At 60.9% G+C, this 21,990-nt stretch carries 29 protein-coding genes; 19 read left to right on the top strand and 10 right to left on the bottom strand.

Annotated elements, in window-relative coordinates; translation table 11 throughout:
* Window positions 1–31 precede the first annotated feature (31 nt).
* The 3 genes from ASG55_RS10995 to pilG are packed head-to-tail and all read right to left on the bottom strand — an operon-like array spanning window position 32 to window position 1,412.
* Entirely contained in the window at window positions 32–571 is a 540-nt protein-coding gene (locus tag ASG55_RS10995) for a chemotaxis protein CheW (protein WP_056786402.1), read from the bottom strand.
* A 10-nt stretch (window positions 572–581) separates the two neighbouring features.
* Complete coding sequence (gene pilH / locus ASG55_RS10990) at window positions 582–947, bottom strand: twitching motility response regulator PilH (protein WP_016772744.1); 366 nt, start codon at window positions 945–947, stop codon at window positions 582–584.
* A 60-nt stretch (window positions 948–1,007) separates the two neighbouring features.
* Window positions 1,008–1,412 carry a twitching motility response regulator PilG gene (gene pilG / locus ASG55_RS10985; protein ID WP_016772743.1) on the bottom strand — a complete coding sequence of 135 codons (405 nt, stop codon included), beginning with the start codon at window positions 1,410–1,412 and terminating at the stop codon, window positions 1,008–1,010.
* A gap of 225 nt (window positions 1,413–1,637) precedes the next feature.
* Here pilG and gshB point away from each other — a divergent pair, with 225 nt between their 5' ends.
* The 7 genes from gshB to ASG55_RS10950 all read left to right on the top strand — a co-directional run bounded on the left by gshB (window position 1,638) and on the right by ASG55_RS10950 (window position 7,682).
* Complete coding sequence (gene gshB / locus ASG55_RS10980; protein WP_056786399.1) at window positions 1,638–2,609, top strand: glutathione synthase; 972 nt, start codon at window positions 1,638–1,640, stop codon at window positions 2,607–2,609.
* 107 nt (window positions 2,610–2,716) lie between these two features.
* The gene (locus ASG55_RS10975) at window positions 2,717–3,616 is read left to right on the top strand and encodes an energy transducer TonB (RefSeq protein WP_039757551.1); all 900 of its coding nucleotides are present in this window, start codon (window positions 2,717–2,719) and stop codon (window positions 3,614–3,616) included.
* A 168-nt stretch (window positions 3,617–3,784) separates the two neighbouring features.
* On the top strand, window positions 3,785–4,357 hold the full coding sequence (locus ASG55_RS10970; protein WP_016772739.1) for a YqgE/AlgH family protein: 573 nt from the start codon (window positions 3,785–3,787) through the stop codon (window positions 4,355–4,357).
* Complete coding sequence (ruvX, locus tag ASG55_RS10965; RefSeq protein ID WP_041476809.1) at window positions 4,357–4,794, top strand: Holliday junction resolvase RuvX; 438 nt, start codon at window positions 4,357–4,359, stop codon at window positions 4,792–4,794. Before ASG55_RS10970 ends, ruvX begins: the two co-directional genes overlap by 1 nt.
* Window positions 4,795–4,875: 81 nt before the next feature.
* Window positions 4,876–5,382 carry a bifunctional pyr operon transcriptional regulator/uracil phosphoribosyltransferase PyrR gene (gene pyrR, locus ASG55_RS10960; RefSeq protein WP_016772737.1) on the top strand — a complete coding sequence of 169 codons (507 nt, stop codon included), beginning with the start codon at window positions 4,876–4,878 and terminating at the stop codon, window positions 5,380–5,382.
* A 27-nt stretch (window positions 5,383–5,409) separates the two neighbouring features.
* A complete protein-coding gene (locus tag ASG55_RS10955; protein ID WP_056786396.1) occupies window positions 5,410–6,414 on the top strand; it encodes an aspartate carbamoyltransferase catalytic subunit in 1,005 nt (334 codons plus the stop codon).
* On the top strand, window positions 6,411–7,682 hold the full coding sequence (locus ASG55_RS10950) for a dihydroorotase (RefSeq protein ID WP_056786393.1): 1,272 nt from the start codon (window positions 6,411–6,413) through the stop codon (window positions 7,680–7,682). Before ASG55_RS10955 ends, ASG55_RS10950 begins: the two co-directional genes overlap by 4 nt.
* An 83-nt stretch (window positions 7,683–7,765) precedes the next feature.
* On the opposite strand, the gene ASG55_RS10945 is transcribed toward ASG55_RS10950, so the two are convergent.
* Window positions 7,766–8,200 carry an NINE protein gene (locus tag ASG55_RS10945; RefSeq protein WP_056786390.1) on the bottom strand — a complete coding sequence of 145 codons (435 nt, stop codon included), beginning with the start codon at window positions 8,198–8,200 and terminating at the stop codon, window positions 7,766–7,768.
* A 248-nt stretch (window positions 8,201–8,448) separates the two neighbouring features.
* On the opposite strand from ASG55_RS10945, the gene ASG55_RS10940 reads away from it, so the two are divergent.
* Complete coding sequence (locus ASG55_RS10940) at window positions 8,449–9,066, top strand: C40 family peptidase (protein ID WP_016772733.1); 618 nt, start codon at window positions 8,449–8,451, stop codon at window positions 9,064–9,066.
* A 125-nt stretch (window positions 9,067–9,191) separates the two neighbouring features.
* Here ASG55_RS10940 and ASG55_RS10935 read toward each other — a convergent pair whose 3' ends face one another.
* Complete coding sequence (locus ASG55_RS10935; RefSeq protein ID WP_041476813.1) at window positions 9,192–10,226, bottom strand: type IV pilus twitching motility protein PilT; 1,035 nt, start codon at window positions 10,224–10,226, stop codon at window positions 9,192–9,194.
* Between the two features lie 56 nt (window positions 10,227–10,282).
* Between ASG55_RS10935 and ASG55_RS10930 the strand changes: the two genes are divergently transcribed.
* From ASG55_RS10930 to ASG55_RS10885, 10 genes are all read left to right on the top strand, one after another.
* The gene (locus tag ASG55_RS10930) at window positions 10,283–10,969 is read left to right on the top strand and encodes a YggS family pyridoxal phosphate-dependent enzyme (RefSeq protein WP_056786387.1); all 687 of its coding nucleotides are present in this window, start codon (window positions 10,283–10,285) and stop codon (window positions 10,967–10,969) included.
* A gap of 23 nt (window positions 10,970–10,992) precedes the next feature.
* The gene (gene proC, locus ASG55_RS10925) at window positions 10,993–11,811 is read left to right on the top strand and encodes a pyrroline-5-carboxylate reductase (protein ID WP_056786384.1); all 819 of its coding nucleotides are present in this window, start codon (window positions 10,993–10,995) and stop codon (window positions 11,809–11,811) included.
* 11 nt (window positions 11,812–11,822) lie between these two features.
* Window positions 11,823–12,413 carry a YggT family protein gene (locus tag ASG55_RS10920; RefSeq protein WP_039757546.1) on the top strand — a complete coding sequence of 197 codons (591 nt, stop codon included), beginning with the start codon at window positions 11,823–11,825 and terminating at the stop codon, window positions 12,411–12,413.
* Window positions 12,414–12,618: 205 nt separating this feature from the next.
* Window positions 12,619–13,758 (top strand): homoserine O-succinyltransferase MetX, encoded by a 1,140-nt coding sequence (gene metX / locus ASG55_RS10915; RefSeq protein ID WP_056786381.1) that lies wholly within the window; start codon window positions 12,619–12,621, stop codon window positions 13,756–13,758.
* 7 nt (window positions 13,759–13,765) lie between these two features.
* Entirely contained in the window at window positions 13,766–14,386 is a 621-nt protein-coding gene (gene metW / locus ASG55_RS10910) for a methionine biosynthesis protein MetW (RefSeq protein WP_056786380.1), read from the top strand.
* Between the two features lie 26 nt (window positions 14,387–14,412).
* On the top strand, window positions 14,413–14,847 hold the full coding sequence (locus tag ASG55_RS10905; protein ID WP_056786377.1) for a DUF4426 domain-containing protein: 435 nt from the start codon (window positions 14,413–14,415) through the stop codon (window positions 14,845–14,847).
* Complete coding sequence (rdgB, locus tag ASG55_RS10900) at window positions 14,844–15,440, top strand: RdgB/HAM1 family non-canonical purine NTP pyrophosphatase (RefSeq protein WP_024014661.1); 597 nt, start codon at window positions 14,844–14,846, stop codon at window positions 15,438–15,440. Before ASG55_RS10905 ends, rdgB begins: the two co-directional genes overlap by 4 nt.
* On the top strand, window positions 15,437–16,642 hold the full coding sequence (hemW, locus tag ASG55_RS10895; RefSeq protein WP_056786374.1) for a radical SAM family heme chaperone HemW: 1,206 nt from the start codon (window positions 15,437–15,439) through the stop codon (window positions 16,640–16,642). The genes rdgB and hemW overlap by 4 nt, the downstream gene beginning before the upstream one ends.
* A 22-nt stretch (window positions 16,643–16,664) precedes the next feature.
* Window positions 16,665–16,988 carry a DUF3392 domain-containing protein gene (locus ASG55_RS10890; RefSeq protein ID WP_008083808.1) on the top strand — a complete coding sequence of 108 codons (324 nt, stop codon included), beginning with the start codon at window positions 16,665–16,667 and terminating at the stop codon, window positions 16,986–16,988.
* A 139-nt stretch (window positions 16,989–17,127) separates the two neighbouring features.
* Window positions 17,128–17,676 carry an RNA 2'-phosphotransferase gene (locus tag ASG55_RS10885; protein ID WP_056786371.1) on the top strand — a complete coding sequence of 183 codons (549 nt, stop codon included), beginning with the start codon at window positions 17,128–17,130 and terminating at the stop codon, window positions 17,674–17,676.
* A 129-nt stretch (window positions 17,677–17,805) separates the two neighbouring features.
* Here ASG55_RS10885 and trmB read toward each other — a convergent pair whose 3' ends face one another.
* The 4 genes from trmB to ASG55_RS10865 all read right to left on the bottom strand — a co-directional run bounded on the left by trmB (window position 17,806) and on the right by ASG55_RS10865 (window position 20,049).
* Window positions 17,806–18,531 carry a tRNA (guanosine(46)-N7)-methyltransferase TrmB gene (trmB, locus tag ASG55_RS10880; protein ID WP_056786368.1) on the bottom strand — a complete coding sequence of 242 codons (726 nt, stop codon included), beginning with the start codon at window positions 18,529–18,531 and terminating at the stop codon, window positions 17,806–17,808.
* A 9-nt stretch (window positions 18,532–18,540) separates the two neighbouring features.
* A complete protein-coding gene (locus ASG55_RS10875) occupies window positions 18,541–19,335 on the bottom strand; it encodes a thiazole synthase (RefSeq protein WP_041476820.1) in 795 nt (264 codons plus the stop codon).
* Between the two features lie 61 nt (window positions 19,336–19,396).
* Complete coding sequence (gene thiS / locus ASG55_RS10870) at window positions 19,397–19,597, bottom strand: sulfur carrier protein ThiS (RefSeq protein ID WP_056786870.1); 201 nt, start codon at window positions 19,595–19,597, stop codon at window positions 19,397–19,399.
* 71 nt (window positions 19,598–19,668) lie between these two features.
* Window positions 19,669–20,049 carry a DUF423 domain-containing protein gene (locus tag ASG55_RS10865; RefSeq protein WP_056786365.1) on the bottom strand — a complete coding sequence of 127 codons (381 nt, stop codon included), beginning with the start codon at window positions 20,047–20,049 and terminating at the stop codon, window positions 19,669–19,671.
* Window positions 20,050–20,123: 74 nt separating this feature from the next.
* Here ASG55_RS10865 and mtgA point away from each other — a divergent pair, with 74 nt between their 5' ends.
* Complete coding sequence (gene mtgA / locus ASG55_RS10860) at window positions 20,124–20,846, top strand: monofunctional biosynthetic peptidoglycan transglycosylase (protein ID WP_056786362.1); 723 nt, start codon at window positions 20,124–20,126, stop codon at window positions 20,844–20,846.
* A 179-nt stretch (window positions 20,847–21,025) separates the two neighbouring features.
* Here mtgA and rpoH read toward each other — a convergent pair whose 3' ends face one another.
* Window positions 21,026–21,880: an RNA polymerase sigma factor RpoH gene (gene rpoH / locus ASG55_RS10855; protein ID WP_016772717.1), complete on the bottom strand. Its 855-nt coding sequence runs from the start codon at window positions 21,878–21,880 to the stop codon at window positions 21,026–21,028.
* Window positions 21,881–21,990 lie beyond the last annotated feature (110 nt).

The raw sequence follows: 21,990 nt of genomic DNA, 5'->3' as shown, positions 1-21,990 counted from the left end.
GCCCGCGTCCACATGGGTTCTGTTGTTCGTGCTATAGAGCCACGCCCATGAACACCGGAGATTTGGCCAGTGCAAACAGGCTGAACACCCGCCAGTTCTGTTCACGGCGGAAATAGCCTTTGACGAATTCAGCCTTGGAGCCCTGGCGCTTGCTGATCGACAGCGGCTCGAAACTGCCCTGTTCGAAATGCTGCAAGCCGATGACTTCGTCGACCATTACCCCGGCGAACACGTCTTCATGTTCCACCACCAATACCCGCCGTTGTTTGCGCAGCGGCGACAGCTCATGGCCGAAGAAGCCGCACAGGTCCATGATCGGCAGCAGCCGCCCGCGCAGATTGGCGACACCCTTGACCCACGGCTTGACCCCGGGCAACTGGGTGAAGCGCGGTTCGTGCAGGACTTCGCTGACTTCGCCCATCGGCGCCACATACCAATGCTCGCCGAGGCGAAAGCCGATGCCGCTCCAGCGATCCGGGCGCGCCGCTTGCGACGGCAGGTCCGCTGCCAGCAGGCGGCAGCGCTGGTCGATCTGCCAGAGCAGTTCGAACGCGGTCAGCGATTCGTTCATGATCGCGCGATCAGCCGTTGAGTACGTTGTTCAGGGTCTTGATCAGGGTGTCTTCGTCGACCGGTTTGGTCAGGTAATCCTTGGCGCCCTGGCGGGTGCCCCAGACCTTGTCGGTTTCCTGATCCTTGGTGGTGATGATGATCACCGGGATGTGCGCCGTGTCGGCATCCTTGGTCAACTGCCGGGTCGCCTGAAAACCGTTGAGGCCGGGCATGACGATGTCCATCAGCACCGCGTCGGGTTTTTCCTGACGGGCCAGGGCCACGCCGTCGGCGCCGTTCTCGGCCTTGAGCACTTCATGGCCGTGCTTTTCGAGCATGCCGGTGAGTTTGTACATTTCAGTCGGCGAATCATCGACGATCAGGATACGTGCCATGGTCTTCCCCATTTTTCTGGTCGACTGCCGGCCCGCTGGCCGAGCGTCACTGTGCGTGTCTTACTGCGGCAAAACGGCGGCGAAGCCCGGAACATGGGCCTGGATCGCGTTGAGCAGTTCTTCTTTGCTGAACGGCTTGGTCAGAAATTGATCAGAACCGACAATCCGCCCCTTGGCCTTGTCGAACAGACCGTCCCTGGACGACAGCATGATCACCGGCGTCGCCTTGAAGGCGCTGTTGTTCTTGATCAGGGCGCAGGTCTGATAACCGTCCAGACGCGGCATCATGATGTCGACAAAGATGATCCCGGGATGGTGGTCGGCAATCTTCGCCAGCGCATCGAAACCGTCGATGGCGGTGATCACTTCGCAACCGACATTCTTCAACAATGTTTCGGCGGTGCGGCGAATCGTTTTCGAGTCGTCGATCACCATGACCTTCAAGGCGCTGGACTGCTGTTCCATAAGAGGGTTCTACCGTCGCCTTTGCGAATCAAATTGTCCGTTTTGCTGTGAATAATGGCCTGAAACCCTTGAAACCCATGGGGCGGCGCGATCTGCCAGCCTTTTTAGCACAGTCTCCAGATGCAATCTATCGACGGGTTTTTCCTTGACCCGAAACCCGCCCGGCGCCACTCTGGCGGCACTTTTTCAATACCGATCCGGTAGCCAAATTTCGAGGAAAACCCAATGAGCGTTCGCGTCGGGATTGTCATGGACCCTATCGCCAGCATCTCCTATAAAAAGGATAGCTCGCTGGCCATGCTGCTGGCCGCGCAGAAGCGTGGCTGGGAACTGTTCTACATGGAACAGAAAGACCTGTATCAGGCCGAAGGCCAGGCGCGGGCGCGGATGAGCCCGCTGAAAGTCTTCGCCAACCCGGACAAATGGTTCGAGCTGGACGCCGAACAGGACAAGCTGCTAAGCGACCTGGACGTGATCCTGATGCGCAAGGATCCGCCGTTCGACATGGAGTTCGTCTACTCCACTTACTTGCTGGAACAGGCCGAAGCCGCCGGCGTGCTGGTGGTGAACAAGCCGCAGAGCCTGCGCGACTGCAATGAAAAGCTGTTCGCTACGCTGTTTCCGCAGTGCACGCCGCCGACCATCGTCAGCCGCCGCCCGGACGTATTGCGTGAGTTCGCCGACCATCACGGTGACGTGATCCTCAAGCCGCTGGACGGCATGGGCGGTTCGTCGATCTTCCGCCACACCGCCGGGCACCCGAACCTCTCGGTGATCCTCGAAACCCTGACCCTGCATGGCAAGCAGCAGATCATGATTCAGGGCTACCTGCCGGCGATCGTCGATGGCGACAAGCGCATTTTGATGATCGATGGCGAGCCGGTGGATTACTGCCTGGCGCGGATTCCGGCTCTGGGCGAAACCCGTGGCAACCTCGCCGCCGGTGGCCGTGGCGAAGCGCGTCCGCTGACCGAGAAGGATCGCTGGATCGCCGCCCAGGTCGGCCCGACCTTGCGCGAGAAAGGCCTGCTGTTTGTCGGCCTCGACGTAATCGGCGAGCACCTGACCGAAATCAACGTCACCAGCCCGACCTGCATCCGCGAAATCGACAATGCGTTCGGCACTGATATCGGCGGCATGCTGATGGATGCGATCGATAAAAAGCTGCAAGCGGCCGGCAAAAAGCCACAAGCTTGATGTACGTCACATGCAGCCTGTCGCTTGAAGCGTGAAGCCCAAGGCGCGAAACCAACATTGCGTTATCATGCGCAGCCTCTGAAAAACGCGATGTTGGTTTTCTTGTCATGACCCTTCCGTCCGATCTGCCCGCTGAACTCGCCCATCGTGGCGTGCGCCCGGCCGATCGCCTCGGTTTTACACTGTTTCTGGCAGCGCTGATTCACCTGGCGCTGCTGCTAGGCGTCGGCTTCACCATGGTCGAGCCGCAGCAGATCAGCAAAACCCTGGAAATCACCCTGGCCACCTTCAAGGCCGAGAAGAAGCCGGAAAAGGCAGATTTTCTCGCCCAGGAAAACCAGGAAGGCAGCGGCACGCTCGATAAGAAGGCCCTGCCCAAGACCACTGAAGTCGCGCCTTTCCAGGACAATCAGGTCAAAAAGGTCACCCCGCCGCCCGCCGCCAAGCCAGTGGTGCAGGAAGCGGCACCGAAGGCAGCGGTGACCACCGTCGCGCCGAAACCGAAAAAGGCGCCGACCAAGAAAGAAGAAAGCAAAACCGAAGTCAAACCGACCGTCGACGCGCCGGTGTTCGACAGCTCGCAGTTGTCCAGCGACATCGCCAGCCTCGAAGCAGAGCTGGCCAAGGAACAACAGCTGTACGCCAAACGCCCGCGCATCCACCGCTTGAGCGCGGCCTCGACCATGCGCGACAAGGGCGCCTGGTACAAGGACGACTGGCGCAAGAAGGTCGAGCGCATCGGCAACCTCAACTACCCCGAAGAAGCACGGCGCAAGCAGATCTACGGCAATTTGCGCCTGATGGTCTCGATCAACCGCGACGGTTCGCTGTATGAGGTGCTGGTGCTCGAATCCTCCGGCCAGCCGCTGCTCGATCAGGCCGCGCAGCGCATCGTCCGCCTGGCCGCGCCGTTTGCACCGTTTACCGGCGATCTGTCGGACATCGACCGCCTGGAAATCATCCGCACCTGGAAATTTGCCCGGGGCGACAAGCTTTCAAGCAATTAAAGACCCTGCAAACCCTGTGGGAGCGAGCCCGCTCGCGAATGCGGTGTGTCATTCAATACTAATGTGACTGATCCACCGCACTCGCGAGCAGGCTCGCTCCCACATTGGAATTGTGTTGTCAGCATCTCCAGCTTGTCAGTTCGCCCCTCGAACGCCACACTAGCGCTCATGAAAAACGTCAGCCCCAGCTACCTCAAGCATCACTTCCTGATCGCCATGCCACACATGGCCGACCCGAACTTTGCCCACACCTTGACCTACATCGTCGAGCACACGGCCAATGGCGCGATGGGGCTGGTGGTCAACAGGCCGCAAGACTTGAACCTGGCCGACATCCTCGAACAGCTGCGCCCGGACATCGAGCCGCCGGCACGCTGCCAGGATGTGCCGATCTTCATCGGCGGGCCGGTGCAGACCGATCGCGGTTTTGTCCTGCACCCGGCGGGCCAAACGTTCCAGGCCACGGCGCAACTGGATGGCGACCTGGCCCTGTCGACTTCGCAGGACGTGCTGTTCGCCATCGCTGACGGCGTCGGCCCCGCGCAGAGCCTGATTACCTTGGGTTACGCCGGCTGGGAAGCCGGGCAACTGGAAGCCGAACTGGCCGACAACGCCTGGCTGACCTGCCCGTTCAACGCCGACATCCTGTTCAACACTCGCAGCGAATTGCGCCTGGAAGCGGCAGCGCGGCATCTGGGCATCGACCTCAATCTGCTCACCAGCCAGGCAGGTCACGCCTGATGGCCCTGCGCCTGATTCTCGGCTTCGACTACGGCACCAAACAGATCGGCGTCGCGGTCGGCCAGGTCATCACCGGCCAGGCCCGCGAGCTGTGCACTTTGAAAGCGCAGAACGGCGTGCCGAACTGGGATCAGGTCGAAGCGCTAATAAAAGAATGGAAACCCGACGCCGTGGTGGTCGGCCTGCCGCTGAACATGGACGGCACGCCCAGCGACATGTGCGTACGCGCCGAGAAATTCGCCCGCCGCCTCAACGGCCGCTACAACCTGCCCTTCTATACCCACGACGAACGCCTGACCACTTTCGAAGCCAAGGGCGAGCGACTGGTGCGTGGCGGGCAGAAAGGCAGTTACCGCGACAACCCGGTGGACGCCATCGCCGCTGCCCTGCTGCTGCAGGGCTGGCTCGATGAAAACACTGCATTGTTTGAATCCTGACAAGCGCTTCGGCGCTTTTCTTTTGGTTATAAACCGAGCTTCGTCCAGCAGGACGCAGCGCGGAATCACGAAGGAGCAACCATGAGCCTGCCCAATCCCGCCGATCTGATCAGCCAGATGGCGACCCGCCTCAAGGCGCACCTTGCCCAGCGTGACATCAGCGAACCGCGTTACATCGGTATCCGCACCGGCGGCATCTGGGTCGCGCAGGCGCTGCTCAAGGAACTGAACAGCGATGCGCCACTGGGCACGCTGGATGTGTCCTTCTATCGCGATGACTTCAGCCAGAACGGCCTGCACCCGCAAGTGCGCCCGTCCGCCCTGCCCTTCGAGATCGAAGGCCAGCATCTGGTGCTGATCGACGACGTGCTGATGAGCGGTCGGACTATCCGCGCCGCCATGAATGAATTGTTCGATTATGGCCGCCCGGCCAGCGTCACCCTGGTCTGCCTGCTGGACCTGGACGCCGGTGAGCTGCCGATCCGCCCGAACGTGGTCGGCGCCACCCTGACCCTGGCCGGCAACCAGCGGGTCAAGTTGTCCGGCCCCGAGCCGCTGACGCTCGAACTGCAAGACGTCACCCTTTAATCCGCCCTATTGAGAGTCCCCCTCGCGATGACGCCTCTAGATACCAAGCGCCCGCTGCAGCTCAATGATCAGGGCCAGCTGCGCCACTTCCTCTCGCTCGACGGCCTGCGCCGCGAGTTGCTGACGGAAATCCTCGACACTGCCGACTCGTTCCTTGAAGTCGGTGCCCGGGCGGTGAAGAAAGTCCCGTTGCTGCGTGGCAAGACCGTGTGCAATGTGTTCTTCGAAAACTCCACGCGCACCCGCACCACGTTTGAACTGGCGGCCCAGCGGCTGTCGGCGGACGTGATCACCCTGAACGTGTCGACATCGTCGGCGAGCAAGGGCGAAACGCTGCTCGATACCCTGCGCAACCTTGAAGCGATGGCTGCCGACATGTTCGTCGTGCGCCACGGCGACTCGGGCGCGGCGCACTTCATCGCCGAGCATGTCTGCCCGCAGGTGGCGATCATCAACGGCGGCGACGGCCGGCATGCGCACCCGACCCAAGGCATGCTCGACATGCTCACCATCCGTCGGCACAAGGGCGGTTTCGAAAACCTCTCGGTGGCGATCGTCGGCGACATCCTGCATTCGCGGGTGGCGCGCTCGAACATGCTCGCGCTGAAAACCCTCGGCTGCCCGGATATCCGCGTGATCGCGCCGAAAACCCTGCTGCCGATCGGCATCGAGCAATACGGCGTCAAGGTCTACACCGACATGGCTGAAGGCCTGAAAGACGTCGACGTGGTGATCATGCTGCGCCTGCAGCGCGAGCGCATGACCGGCGGCCTGCTGCCCAGCGAAGGCGAATTCTACCGCCTGTTCGGCCTGACCACCGCACGTCTGGCCGGGGCCAAACCCGATTGCATCGTCATGCACCCGGGGCCGATCAACCGTGGCGTGGAGATCGAGTCGGCGGTGGCCGACGGCCCGCACTCGGTGATCCTCAATCAAGTGACCTACGGCATCGCGATTCGTATGGCTGTGCTGTCCATGGCCATGAGCGGGCAGACTGCGCAACGTCAATTCGAGCAGGAGAACGCCCGGTGAAGCTCAGCATCCTCGGCGCACGCGTCATCGATCCCAGCAGCGGCCTGGATCAAATCACCGACATCCACGTTGAAGCCTGCAAGATCGTCGCCCTCGGCGCCGCACCGGCCGGTTTCAACGCAGTGGAAACCATCGATGCCCAAGGCCTGGTCGCCGCGCCTGGCCTGGTCGACCTCAACGTCGCCCTGCGCGAGCCGGGCTACAGCCGCAAAGGCTCGATCGTCAGCGAAACCCGCGCCGCCGCTGCCGGTGGCGTGACCAGCCTGTGCTGCCCACCGAAGACCAGACCGGTGCTCGACACCTCGGCCGTCGCCGAACTGATCCTCGACCGCGCCCGCGAGGCCGGCAACACCAAGGTGTTTCCGATCGGCGCCCTGAGCAAAGGCCTCGACGGCGAGCAATTGGCCGAGCTGGTCGCCCTGCGCGACGCCGGTTGCGTGGCGTTCGGCAACGGTCTGGAAAGCTTTCGCAACAGCCGCACCCTGTGCCGGGCGCTGGAATATGCGGCGACTTTCGACCTGACGGTGATCTTCAACTCGCAGGATCACGATCTGGCCGAGGGCGGTCTGGCCCACGAAGGCGCGGTCGCCAGTTTCCTTGGCCTGCCGGGCATCCCGGAAACCGCCGAAACCGTGGCGCTGGCTCGCGATCTGCTGCTGGTCGAGCAGACCGGCGTGCGTGCGCATTTCAGCCAGTTGACCAGTGCGCGCGGTGTTGCCCTGATTGCCCAAGCGCAGGCCCGTGGCCTGAAAGTCACCGCCGATGTAGCGCTGTATCAGCTGATCCTGACTGACGAAGCGCTGATCGACTTCAACAGCCTCTATCACGTGCAACCGCCGCTGCGCACCCGCGCCGATCGCGATGGCCTGCGTGAAGCTGTGAAGTCCGGGGTGGTCTCGGCCATTTCCAGCCATCACCAGCCCCACGAGCGCGACGCCAAACTGGCCCCGTTCGGCGCCACCGAGCCGGGCATCAGCAGTGTTGAGTTGCTGCTGCCGCTGGCGATGACGCTGGTTGAGGATGGTTTGCTCGACTTGCCGACGCTATTGGCTCGGTTGAGCGCAGGCCCGGCCGAAGCGCTGCGCCTGCCGGCGGGCAAACTGGCGGTAGGCGGCGCGGCGGATATCGTGCTGTTCGATCCGAAGTCTTCGACGGTGGCCGGTGAACACTGGCTGTCGAAGGGCGAGAACTGCCCGTTCATCGGCCACAGTCTGCCGGGCGTGGTGCGCTATACGCTGGTGGATGGGCGGATTACGCACCAGGCTTGATAGCCAGTTGACCCCTTCGCGAGCAGGCTCGCTCCCACAGGTATTGCGGTGATTCCTGTGGGAGCGAGCCTGCTCGCGAAAGCTTACTGGATGGCGCCGCGATTCTGCGCGTTGCGCACCGACACCTGATCGTTCAGCGTCCAGAAGTCATACAGCACGCCAATAAAGAACAACCCGCCGGTCAGCAGATACAGCAAGCCGCTGATCCATTTGCCCTGGTACATGCGGTGTACGCCGAACACACCGAGAAAGGTCAGCAGAATCCACGCGACGTTGTACTCGATCGGCCCGGCAGCAAAGCGCAAATCCGCTTCGCGATCCATCGCCGGGATCAGAAACAGGTCGATCAGCCAGCCAATCCCCAGCAAACCGAAGGTGAAGAACCAGATCGTCCCGGTCACCGGTTTGCCGTAGTAAAAGCGGTGCGCGCCAGTGAATCCGAAAATCCACAGCAGGTAGCCGATGACTTTGCTGTGAGTGTCTTTTTCTTTCACGCGGGGTAGCTGATAGCTGTTCATTAAGACCTCATTGCACTCGATAGATAAATATTCTTCATTTCTTTGTGACTTTTTTACAGGTGGCCGACGTATGGCAAATGTTACCGTTGCTAGCGCGAAACCCTTGTAGAACCTGACTTCTGTCGGACAATTGCGTACTTTTTGAGCGTTTTTGGTTCCGTAGCCGGCGGAATGAATCGATGAACGGCCTCGGAACGGCAAAAAAAGCTGTTATAAAGTTGCGCGCTATCACTTATGAGCCACGCCTAATGCGACCATTTTTCAAGACATGGCTGACTATTTGCCTATTAATGCCACTGGCCGCCCACGCCACCAATCGTGAGCAACGTCTTCCCAACGTCAACGGCTTCACCCCTAAATCCCATGCTTCGGCTCCCTCGAGCAAAAGCAGCAAGAGCAAGACCACCACGCTGAGCAGCAAGAGCCGCAGCAAGCTGGTGCCACCGATGGCGAGCAAGGAAAGCAGCAATGTGCTGAGCCGTGCGGTAAACGTCCTCGGTACACCTTATCGTTGGGGCGGCAGCAGCCCAAGTAAAGGCTTCGATTGCAGCGGCCTGGTGAAATACGCGTTCAACGACGCTACGTTCGACCTGCCACGCACCTCCAACGCCATGGCCAGCGGTCACGGCGAGAAAGTCGAGCGCAAGGATCTGAAGCCGGGCGATCTGATTTTCTTCAACATCAAGAGCCGTCGGGTCAATCACGTTGCCATCTACCTGGGCAACGACCGCTTCATCCACGCCCCGCGCCGGGGCAAAGCGGTGAGCATTGACACGCTGAACAAGCCGTACTGGGAAAAGCATTACGTCGTCGCCAAACGCGTGTTGCCGAAAGAACAACAGCAGATGCGCGTAGTCCAGCGCTAACACCATGCCGATCGTTCCCACGCTCCGCGTGGGAATGACTCAATGGACGCTCCGCGTCCGCTTCGGCAGGGACGCAGAGCGTCCCGGGCTGCATTCCCACGCAGAGCGTGGGAACGATCACTCCCTCAAAAATTATCCGGCGTACGCGCTTTCTCTCGCGCATGCTCGCGGCTGATCAGGCCCTTGGTCACCAGATCCTTCAGGCACATATCGAGTGTCTGCATCCCCAACGAACCGCCGGTCTGAATCGCCGAATACATCTGCGCCACCTTGTCCTCGCGGATCAGGTTACGAATCGCCGATGTCCCGAGCATGATTTCATGCGCCGCCACCCGCCCGCCGCCGATCTTCTTGATCAACGTCTGCGACACCACCGCCAGCAACGACTCCGACAGCATCGAACGGACCATCGACTTCTCGTCGCCGGGAAACACGTCGACCACGCGGTCGATGGTCTTCGCCGCCGAGGTCGTGTGCAGGGTGCCGAACACCAGATGCCCGGTCTCGGCGGCGGTCAGCGCCAGGCGAATGGTTTCCAGATCACGCATTTCGCCGACCAGAATCACGTCCGGGTCTTCACGCAGCGCCGAACGCAGTGCGGTGGCGAAGCTGCGCGTATCGCGATGGACTTCGCGCTGATTGATCAGGCATTTGCGCGATTCATGGACGAACTCGATGGGGTCCTCAATGGTGAGGATGTGGTGATGGCGATGGGTGTTGAGGTAATCGATCATCGCCGCCAGCGTGGTCGATTTGCCGGAGCCGGTCGGCCCGGTGACCAGCACCAGCCCGCGCGGCGCGTCGGTGATCTTGCGAAAAACATCGCCCATGGCGAGGTCTTCCATGCTCAGCACTTTCGACGGAATGGTGCGGAACACGGCGCCGGCGCCACGGTTCTGGTTGAATGCGTTGACCCGAAAGCGCGCCACGCCGGGTACATCGAAGGAAAAATCCGTTTCCAGATTTTTCTCGAATTCGATGCGCTGGGTGTCGTTCATGATGTCGTAGATCAGCTCGTGCACTTGCTTGTGATCCAGCGCCGGCAGATTGATCCGTCGCACGTCGCCATCGACACGGATCATCGGCGGCAGGCCGGCCGACAGGTGCAGGTCGGAAGCGCCCTGTTTGGCGCTGAAGGCCAGCAGTTCAGTGATATCCATAGCGTCCCTCAATTCCAGTAGAATGCCGCGAACCTACAGACCGCCGGCGCCTCTTGATGTCCACGATAGCAGACAACATCCTTCAGGTTAGTTCGCGCATCCAGGCAGCGGCGAAAGCTGCGCACCGCGACGAAAACAGCATCCATTTGCTCGCCGTGAGCAAGACCAAACCCGCCCAGGCCCTGCGTGAAGCCTATGCCGCCGGGCTGCGCGACTTCGGCGAGAACTACTTGCAGGAAGCCTTGGGCAAACAGCTAGAGCTGGCCGACCTGCCCTTGATCTGGCACTTCATAGGCCCCATTCAATCGAACAAGACTCGCGCGATTGCCGAGCATTTCGACTGGGTGCACTCCGTGGATCGTCTGAAAATTGCCCAACGCCTGTCCGAGCAGCGCCCGGCCGAACTGCCGCCCCTGAACATCTGCATTCAAGTCAATGTCAGCGGCGAAGCGAGCAAATCCGGTTGCACCCCGACCGATCTGCCGGCGCTGGCCGAGGCCATCAGCGCCCTGCCCCGGCTGAAATTGCGCGGACTGATGGCGATTCCCGAGCCGACCGAAGAGCGCGCTGAACAGGACGCTGCCTTCGCCGCCGTGCAGACATTGCAGGCGAGCCTCGCTCTGCCGCTCGACACACTGTCCATGGGCATGAGCCACGACCTCGAGTCGGCCATTGCCCAAGGCGCCACCTGGGTGCGGATCGGTACCGCGCTGTTTGGCGCCAGAGATTATTCCCAGTCTTGAACGTTTCCAGATAAGGACCACACATGAGCAACACACGTATTGCGTTTATCGGTGCGGGCAACATGGCGGCCAGTCTGATTGGCGGCTTGCGCGCCAAAGGTCTGGAAGCGGCGCAGATCCGCGCCAGCGACCCGGGCGAAGACACCCGTGCCAAGGTCAGCGCCGAACACGGCATCGAAACCTTCGGTGACAACGCCCAGGCCATCGACGGCGTCGATGTCATCGTGCTGGCGGTCAAGCCACAGGCGATGAAAGCCGTGTGCGAGGCGATTCGCCCAAGCCTGAAACCGAATCAACTGGTGGTGTCGATCGCCGCCGGCATTACCTGCGCGAGCATGACCGCGTGGCTCGGCGAACAGCCAATCGTGCGCTGCATGCCGAACACCCCGGCGCTGCTGCGTCAGGGTGTCAGCGGTTTGTACGCGACCAGCGAAGTAACCGCCGAGCAGCGTCAGCAAGCCGAAGAGCTGCTGTCCGCCGTCGGCATCGCCCTGTGGCTGGAAGAAGAACAGCAACTGGACGCAGTCACCGCAGTGTCCGGCTCCGGCCCGGCGTACTTCTTCCTGCTGATCGAAGCGATGACCGCCGCCGGCGTCAAACTTGGCCTGCCACAAGAGATCGCTGAGCAACTGACCGTGCAGACTGCTCTGGGCGCCGCGCACATGGCGGTGTCCAGCGATGTCGACGCCGCCGAATTGCGTCGCCGCGTGACCTCGCCAAACGGCACCACGGAAGCAGCGATCAAATCATTCCAGGCTGGCGGCTTCGAAGCGCTGGTTGAAACCGCACTCGGCGCCGCCGCGCACCGCTCGGCCGAAATGGCCGAACAACTGGGCAAATAAAGGAGCCTTACATGATCGGATTGAACACCGCAGCGGTTTACGTGCTGCAAACCCTCGGCAGCCTGTACCTGCTGATCGTGCTGCTGCGCTTCGTCCTGCAACTGGTGCGGGCGAACTTCTACAACCCGCTGTGCCAGTTCGTGGTCAAGGCCACTCAGCCGCTGCTCAAGCCTTTGCGCCGGATCATCCCAAGCCTTTTCGGCCTCGACATGTCGTCGCTGGTGCTGGCGATTCTGGTGCAACTGCTGCTGATGGCGCTGACCCTGCTGCTGACCTACGGCACCACCGGCAACCCGCTGCAACTGTTGATCTGGTCGCTGATCGGCGTCACTGCACTGTTCCTGAAGATCTTCTTCTTCGCTCTGATCATCAGCGTGATTCTGTCGTGGGTCGCACCGGGCAGCCACAATCCGGGCGCTGAGCTGGTCAACCAGATCTGCGAACCGGCGCTGGCACCGTTCCGCCGCTTCCTGCCGAACCTCGGCGGTCTGGACCTGTCGCCGATCTTCGCCTTCCTTGCGCTGAAATTGATCGACATGCTGGTGATCAACAATCTGGCGGCGATGACGATGATGCCGGAGATTCTGCGTTTGCTGATGTAAGCCAGTGCGTTCGGTCTGACTGACCGAGTCGCCTTTTTCGCGAGCAGGCTCGCTCCCACATTGGAATGCATTTCAACTGTGGGAGCGAGCCTGCTCGCGAATGGCTGCACCTCGGTCCGAAGCGAAAACGCCGGACCTGATCGTTGCTTGCCGCTAACCCCCCCGGTCTTTAGACTTACGCCTCATTTCAACGAGAGCAGGGTCGATGCCAACTGCCTTTCCCGCCGATTCTGTTGGTCTGGTAACGCCGCAAACCGCGCATTTCAGCGGACCGCTGACGCTGGCCTGTGGCCGTTCGCTGGCCGCTTATGACCTGATTTATGAAACCTACGGCACGCTGAACGCCCAGGCGAGCAACGCTGTGCTGATCTGCCACGCGCTGTCCGGTCATCATCACGCCGCTGGTTATCACAGCGTCGACGACCGCAAGCCCGGTTGGTGGGACAGCTGCATCGGCCCCGGCAAGCCGATCGACACCAACAAGTTCTACGTGGTCAGCCTGAACAACCTCGGCGGCTGCAACGGCTCCACCGGCCCGAGCAGTATCAACCCGGAGACCGACAAGCCGTTCGGCGCCGATTTCCCGGTGCTCACCGTGGAAGACTGGGTGCACAGCCAGGCGCGTCTGGCTGACCTGCTCGGCATCGGCCAGTGGGCAGCGGTGATCGGCGGCAGCCTCGGCGGCATGCAGGCGTTGCAGTGGACCATCACCTACCCCGATCGCGTGCGGCACTGCCTGGCCATCGCCTCGGCACCAAAACTGTCGGCGCAGAACATCGCCTTCAACGAAGTCGCGCGCCAGGCGATCCTCACCGATCCGGAATTCCACGGTGGTTCGTTCCAGGAAGCCGGCGTGATCCCCAAGCGCGGGCTGATGCTGGCGCGCATGGTCGGGCACATTACCTATCTGTCCGACGACTCCATGGGTGAGAAATTCGGCCGTGGCCTGAAGAGCGAAAAGCTCAACTACGACTTCCACAGTGTCGAGTTCCAGGTCGAAAGCTACCTGCGTTATCAGGGCGAAGAGTTCTCCGGGCGCTTCGATGCCAACACTTATCTGTTGATGACCAAAGCGCTGGACTACTTCGATCCGGCGGCGAACTTCGACGATGATCTGGCGAAAACCTTCGAAAACGCCACGGCCAAGTTCTGCGTGATGTCGTTCACCACCGACTGGCGCTTCTCCCCGGCGCGCTCGCGGGAACTGGTGGATGCGCTGATGGCCGCGCGCAAGGACGTCAGTTATCTGGAAATTGACGCACCGCAGGGCCACGACGCCTTCCTGATTCCGATCCCGCGTTACTTGCAGGCGTTCGGCAATTACATGAACCGCATTTCGTTGTGAGAAAGCCATGAGAGCTGATCTGGAAATCATCCAGGAATGGATCCCCGCCGGCAGCCGCGTCCTCGACCTGGGTTGCGGTGACGGCGAGCTGCTGACCTGGCTGCGCGACAACAAGAACGTCACCGGTTATGGCCTGGAAAACGACGCCGACAACATCGCCGAGTGCGTGGCCAAGGGCATCAACGTCATCGAGCAGGATCTGGACAAAGGCCTGGGCAATTTTGCCAGCAACAGTTTCGACATCGTCGTCATGACCCAGGCCCTGCAAGCGGTGCATTACCCGGACAAGATCCTCGACGAAATGCTCCGGGTCGGCCGTCAGTGCATCATCACCTTCCCCAACTTCGGCCACTGGCGCTGCCGCTGGTACCTGGCGAGCAAGGGCCGCATGCCGGTCTCGGAATTCCTGCCTTACACCTGGTACAACACGCCGAACATTCACTTCTGCACCTTCGAGGATTTCGAAGAGCTGTGCCGCGAACGTGACGCCAAGGTCATTGATCGGCTTGCCGTGGATCAACAGCACCGCCACGGGTGGGCCAGTAAGCTATGGCCTAATCTGTTAGGTGAAATCGGTATCTACCGCGTCAGCAGTCCGCAGTTGGCGGACGCCCGAGTCGCGGTCTGAGCCAGGGCATTTGAAGGAGCACGAACATGAGCCGTCTAGCGTTGCTGTTATTCACCGCCTGCCTGAGCGCCAGCACCATGGCGGCGGACGTCATCAAAGGTGAGCGCAAGGAAACCTTCGGCGACATTACGGTGCACTACAACACCTTCAACTCGACGTTCCTGCAACCGGACATCGCCAAGGCCGCCGAGCTGATCCGCAGCAAGAACCAGGGCGTGATCAATGTTTCGGTGGTCAAGGACGGCAAACCGGTGATCGCCAGCGTCACCGGCACGGTCAAGGACCTGACCAGCAACAGCGTGCCGCTGAAATTCCGCCAGGTCACCGAACAGGGCGCGATCTACTACATCGCCCAGTACCCGGTGCCGCAGCAGGAAACCCGCACCTTTGAAATCAAGGTGCAGAACGGCGACAAGATCAACACCATCAACTTCAACCAAGAACTCTTTCCCGGCGAATGATGAACATCAAGCAGCTCGTACTGGCCAGCCATAACGCCGGCAAACTCAAAGAACTTCAGGCCATGCTCGGCGACTCGGTGCAACTGCGCTCGATTGGCGAATGGAGCAAGGTCGAGCCGGAAGAAACCGGCCTGTCGTTCGTCGAGAACGCGATTCTCAAGGCGCGCAACGCCGCGCGTATTTCCGGGCTGCCGGCACTGGCCGATGATTCCGGGCTGGCGGTGGATTTCCTTGGCGGTGCGCCGGGTATCTACTCGGCGCGTTACGCCGACGGCCAGGGCGATGCGGCGAACAACGCCAAACTGCTCGATGCGCTGAAGGACGTACCGCAAGCCGAGCGCGGCGCGCAGTTCGTCTGCGTATTGGCACTGGTGCGCCACGCCGATGATCCGCTGCCGATTCTCTGCGAAGGCCTGTGGCACGGGCGCATCCTCACCGCTGCCAGCGGCGAGCACGGCTTCGGTTATGACCCACTGTTCTGGGTGCCGGAGCGCGACTGCTCCAGCGCCGAACTGAGCCCGGCCGACAAGAACCAGATCAGCCACCGCGCCCGTGCAATGGATCTGCTGCGCCAGCGTCTGGGCTTGAAATGACCACTGATTCTTCCGCGTCGTCGCTGATTATCGGCGGCGCCGCGTCCTCGCCTCGGGCGCCGCTGCCAACCCTGCCGCCCCTGGCGCTGTACATCCACATTCCGTGGTGTGTACGCAAATGCCCGTATTGCGATTTCAACTCGCACACCGCCAGCCCGGTGCTGCCGGAGCAGGAATACGTCGACGCGCTGCTGGCCGATCTCGATCAGGATCTGCATGCGGTGTATGGCCGTGAGCTGACCTCGATTTTCTTCGGTGGCGGGACGCCGAGCCTGTTCAGCGCCGAAGCCCTCGGGCGTTTGTTGAAGGGTGTCGAGCAGCGCATCCCGTTCGCCGCCGACATCGAAATCACCCTGGAAGCCAACCCGGGCACCTTCGAGCAGGAGAAGTTTGTCGCCTATCGCAAGCTGGGGATCAATCGGCTATCGATCGGTATCCAGAGCTTTCAGCAGGAGAAGCTTGAGGCCCTTGGCCGCATCCACAACGGTGACGAAGCCGTGCGTGCGGCGGGCATGGCGCGACAGGCCGGGTTCGATAACTTCAACCTGGACTTGATGCACGGTTTGCCCGATCAGTCGCTGGACGATGCCCTGAGCGATCTGCGCCAGGCCATTGCGCTGAAACCGACGCACATTTCCTGGTATCAACTGACGCTGGAGCCCAATACGGTGTTCTGGAATCAGCCGCCAGTGCTGCCGGAAGACGACACCCTGTGGGACATTCAGGAAGCCGGTCAGGCGCTGCTGGCCGAGCACGGTTACGCGCAGTACGAAGTGTCGGCGTATGCCCAGGCCGGTCGACCGGCGCGGCATAACCTCAATTACTGGAGCTTCGGCGACTTCATCGGCATCGGCGCCGGCGCCCATGGCAAGCTGAGCCACCCGGACGGGCGCATCGTGCGCACATGGAAAACCCGCCTGCCGAAGGATTATCTGAACCCGGCGAAAAGCTTTCAGGCCGGCGAGAAATCGCTGAGCAATGACGAGATGCCGTTCGAGTTCCTGATGAACGCCCTGCGCCTGACTGCCGGGGTCGAATCGCGCCTGTATCCGGAGCGCACCGGCCTGTCGCTGGACACCCTCGCCGAAGGCCGGCGCGAAGCCGAACAAAGCGGCCTGTTGCAGGTCGAACCGTCACGCCTGGCGGCGACCGAACGCGGCCAACTGTTCCTCAACGATTTGCTGCAACAATTTCTGAACTGACTTCAGCTCAAAGGGAAAACGCATGGATTTGATACTCGACCTGCTGGCCACCGTCTCCCGCTGGAGCCGCAGCAATCTCTCGGAAATCGCTTTGGCGCTGGTCGGTTGCCTGCTGGTGCTGTTCGGCGCTGACTTCAAAGGCTGGGTCGAGCAACGCCTGGGCAGCATCGCCGGCGCCCTGCGCGTGCCCCTGATGGCCCTGCTCTGCCTGATCGGCAGCGGCGCCGCGCTGATCTACGCCACGCCATGGGTGATCAAAGGCCTGAGCCAGTTCAACAACTACAGCCTGGCGCCGGTGCTGCTGGTAGTGCTGGTGTTGATCGGTGTGGTTGCTGATCGCCGCTGACCCCGCAAACACCCCAAAACAAAATGTGGGAGCGAGCCTGCTCGCGAAGGCGTCTTGACATCCAACATCATCGTTGATCGTCAGACCGCTTTCGCGAGCAGGCTCGCTCCCACAGTTGATCGCAATGAAAGGGAAGTTCATGAGTAAAAAACAACTGGATGAGACGAGCAAATTTCTTAGCTTCGTGTTGCGTCACGAGCCTCAGGCGATTGGTCTTACGCTGGATTCGGATGGCTGGGCAAATATCGACGCACTGATCAGCGGCGCGGCGCGTGATGGCAGGCATTTAAGTCGTGAGCTGATTGAAAACGTCGTGACCAGCAGTGACAAGAAGCGTTTTACGATTTCCGCTGATGGCCACTGTATACGCGCTGTTCAAGGCCACTCGACGAAAAGCGTTGATCTGCAATTCGAGCAGAAACAGCCACCGCAAACGCTCTACCACGGAACAGCGACGCGTTTTCTCGACTCGATCCACGAACAAGGCTTGATTCCAGGACAACGCCATCAGGTGCATCTGTCCGACGAGATCGCCACCGCGTCGGCCGTGGGTCAACGCTACGGAACGCCAGTCGTTCTGAAGGTTGCCGCGAAGCAGATGGAAGAACAGGGCTTCAAGTTCTATCAGGCCGAAAATGGCGTCTGGTTGACAGAGCAGGTGCCCGCTCGATTTCTTGCCCCCCTGTAATCTCCTCATACACAAAACAATTGTGGGAGCGAGCCTGCTCGCGAAGGCGTCTTGACATCCAACATCATCGTTGAACGTCAGACCGCTTTCGCAAGCAGGCTCGCTCCCACAGTTTTTTTTGCGTGATGCTTAAGCGATCTTTTCGAACTTCAGATCCCACACGCCATGGCCAAGTCGTTCGCCACGGCGTTCGAACTTGGTGATCGGGCGTTCGGCCGGGCGCGGGACGCATTTGCCGTCTTCGGCAAGGTTGCGGTACCCCGGGGCGACGCTCATCACTTCCAGCATGTACTCGGCGTAAGGCTCCCAGTCGGTGGCCATGTGCAGAACGCCGCCAACCTTCAACTTGCTGCGCACCAGTTCGGCGAACGAGGCCTGGACGATGCGGCGCTTGTGGTGGCGGCTCTTGTGCCACGGATCCGGGAAGAACAGCATCAGGCGATCGAGGCTGTTGTCGGCGATGCAGCGGTTGAGCACTTCGATCGCGTCACAATCGTAGACCCGCAGGTTGGTCAGCCCTTGGGTCAGCACGCCATTGAGCAGCGCGCCGACACCCGGACGGTGTACTTCAACACCGATGAAATCCTGCTCTGGAGCGGCCGCGGCCATTTCCAGCAGCGAGTGGCCCATGCCGAAACCGATTTCCAGCGAGCGCGGCGCCGAGCGGCCGAACACCTGGTCGTAATCGACCGGTGCATCGGCCAGCGGCAGCACATACAGAGGCGCGCCCTGATCCAGGCCGCGTTGCTGGCCTTCGGTCATGCGCCCGGCGCGCATCACGAAACTCTTGATGCGGCGGTGTTGGCGCTCGTCGCCTTCGTCCGGCTGGACAGGCGTGTCGTTCGATTCAGTCATCAATGGCTCTTACTTGATCAGACCATCCAGCGGCGAAGAGGCGCTGGCATAGAGTTTTTTCGGCATGCGACCGGCGAGGTACGCCAGGCGACCGGCAACGATGGCGTGCTGCATGGCTTGCGCCATCATGACCGGTTGCTGGGCGTGGGCGATGGCCGAGTTCATCAGTACGGCGTCGCAACCCAGTTCCATGGCGATGGTCGCGTCGGAAGCGGTACCGACACCCGCATCCACCAGCACCGGGATCCTGGCTTCTTCGAGGATGATCTGCAGGTTGTACGGATTGCAGATACCCAGACCGGAGCCGATCAGACCGGCCAGCGGCATCACGGCGATGCAGCCGATTTCCGCCAGTTGCCGGGCGATGATCGGGTCATCGCTGGTGTAGACCATCACGTCGAAGCCTTCCTTGACCAGGGTTTCGGCGGCCTTGAGGGTTTCGATCACGTTGGGGAACAGGGTTTTCTGGTCGGCCAGCACTTCCAGCTTCACCAGATTGTGGCCATCGAGCAGCTCACGCGCCAAGCGGCAGGTGCGCACGGCTTCGATAGCGTCGTAGCAACCGGCGGTGTTCGGCAGGAAGGTGTAGCGATCTGGCGACAGCACTTCGAGCAGGTTCGGCTCGCCTTCGATCTGGCCCAGGTTGGTGCGGCGCACGGCGAAGGTGACGATTTCGGCACCCGAGGCTTCGATGGCCTGGCGGGTTTCTTCCATGTCACGGTACTTGCCGGTACCGACCAGCAAACGCGACTGGTAAGTACGACCGGCCAGCACAAAAGGCTTGTCGCTACGAACGATGCTCATGGGGAATCCTCTTTAAGGGTGAGGGTCTTGCAGAATTCTGTGCCCTTGCGGGCCGGGACAATCAGCCGCCGCCGATGGCGTGGACCACTTCGACGTTGTCGCCGTCGTTCAACGTGGTGTCGGCATGCTGGCTGCGCGGGACGATGTCCAGATTGAGCTCGACCGCCACCCGACGTCCGGCCAGATCCAGACGGGTGATCAGGTCCGCAACGGTTTCACCGTCGGGCAGTTCAAAGGACTCACCGTTCAACTGAATGCGCATGCACAACGCCGCCATCATTTTTAGGGGCTGGCATTCTAGCCCGATCATGACCTAAAGGTCAGTACCAAGCGTCAAGCGGTTAGCTGCAAGCGCCAGGCGGCGAGGCCGAGGCAAACCCAACCGATGAGAAACGCGAGGCCACCAAAAGGGGTAATGATGCCGAGCTTGCTGATGCCGGTGGTGGTCAGCAGATACAGGCTGCCGGAGAACAACACAATGCCGACGGTGAAGGACACGCCGGCCCAAGTGACCAGCCGCCCTGGAATCTGCGTGGCCAGCAGCGCAACGCCGAACAGTGCGAGCGTGTGCACCAGTTGGTAGGTGACGCCAGTGTGGAAGATCGTCAGGTATTCCGGCGTCAGGCGGTTTTTCAGGCCGTGGGCGGCAAACGCGCCCAGCGCAACACCGGTGAATCCGAAAAAAGCGGCCAGCATCAAAAAGCCACGCAGCATGGGGAACTCCAGTCAGACGCCATCGGCAGGGTCTGTATAATGGCCCGCTCCACGGGTTCGGCCAAGCCATCTCTATGCTGCGTTCAATTTTCCGTCGTCTCACGAAGGCCCTGCTCTGGTTCGCCGGCGGCAGTGTCTTGCTGGTGCTGGTGTTTCGCTTTGTGCCACCGCCGGGCACGGCGTTGATGGTCGAGCGCAAGGTCGAATCCTGGGTCGACGGCGAGCCGATTGACCTGCAGCGCAGCTGGAAACCGTGGAACGAGATCTCCGATGACCTGAAAGTGGCGGTGATTGCCGGCGAAGACCAGAAATTCCCTGAGCACTGGGGTTTCGATCTGCGCGCGATTCAGGCTGCTCTGGCCCACAACGAACTGGGCGGTTCGATTCGCGGTGCCAGCACCTTGAGCCAACAGGTGTCGAAAAACCTCTTTCTGTGGTCGGGCCGCAGTTATCTGCGCAAAGGCCTGGAGGCGTGGTTTACCGCGCTGATCGAGGTGTTCTGGCCCAAGCAGCGAATTCTCGAGGTGTACCTGAACAGCGTCGAGTGGGATGACGGCGTATTTGGCGCTGAAGCGGCGGCCCGCCATCACTTTGGTGTGAGCGCAAAGTCGTTGTCGCGCCAGCAGGCGAGTTATCTGGCTGCCGTACTGCCCAATCCACGGGTGTGGAGCGCGAGTCATCCGACCGGTTATGTATCGCGCCGGGCTGGGTGGATTCGGCAGCAGATGAGTCAGTTGGGCGGGGACAGTTACTTGCTCGGGCTGAACGATTCGCGGCGGGCGCCTTGGGCTGAATAACACCGAAATTCCAATGTGGGAGCGAGCCTGCTCGCGAAAGCGGTGTGTCAGCTTGCATTGATGGCACTGATAAACCGCTTTCGCGAGCGGGCTCGCTCCCACAGGGATTTGTGTTGAAACAGAAATGAAAACGCCCCGATCATCGCTGATCGGGGCGTTTTTTATTGCGGATTCGCCAGTTAAGCGGCGATCGACAACTTGAGCTTGTTCATCGCGCTCTTTTCGAGCTGACGGATTCGCTCGGCCGACACGTTGTACTTCTGCGCCAGATCGTGCAGCGTGGCTTTCTCTTCCGCCAGCCAGCGCTGGTAGAGGATGTCACGGCTGCGCTCGTCCAGCACTTCCAGTGCTTCGTGCAGGTTGGTGTTGGAGTTGTCGCTCCAGTCGGCATCTTCCAGTTGACGCGCCGGGTCGTACCGGTGGTCTTCCAGGTAGTTGGCCGGAGACTGGAAAGCACTGTCGTCGTCGGCTTCGGCAGCCGGGTCGAAGGCCATGTCGTGACCGGTCAGACGACTTTCCATCTCGCGCACTTCACGTGGTTCGACGCCAAGGCTTTCCGCCACACGGTGGACTTCCTCGTTATTCAGCCACGCCAGGCGCTTCTTCTGGCTGCGCAGGTTGAAGAACAGCTTGCGCTGGGCCTTGGTGGTCGCGACTTTCACAATGCGCCAGTTGCGCAGGATGAACTCGTGAATTTCCGCCTTGATCCAGTGCACGGCGAACGACACCAGACGCACGCCCATTTCCGGGTTGAAGCGCTTGACGGCCTTCATCAGGCCGACGTTACCTTCCTGGATCAGGTCAGCCTGAGCCAGACCGTAGCCGGAATAGCTACGGGCAATGTGTACGACAAAACGCAGGTGGGCGAGCACCATCTGCCGAGCCGCCCCCAAATCCTGCTCATAGTAGAGACTCTCGGCCAGTTCACGCTCCTGCTCCGGCGTCAGCAATGGAATGCTGTTGACGGTGTGCACGTAGGCTTCCAGGTTCGCACCCGGAACCAATGCATACGCAGGTTGCAAAGAATTGGTCATACGAAAAAACCTCCCACTCACATACTCGTGCCTCTCGGCACTGCGAAAAATTGACCGGGAACTCAGGTACAAGTTCCCATAAAAACCGCAAGGTCAATCACGCGCAAAAA

Origin of the sequence: Pseudomonas sp. Leaf434 (genome assembly GCF_001425545.1) — a bacterium.
GTDB lineage: Bacteria > Pseudomonadota > Gammaproteobacteria > Pseudomonadales > Pseudomonadaceae > Aquipseudomonas > Aquipseudomonas siliginis.
Note: the sequence above shows the minus strand (reverse complement) of the source record. Positions and strands in the feature narration are given on the sequence as shown.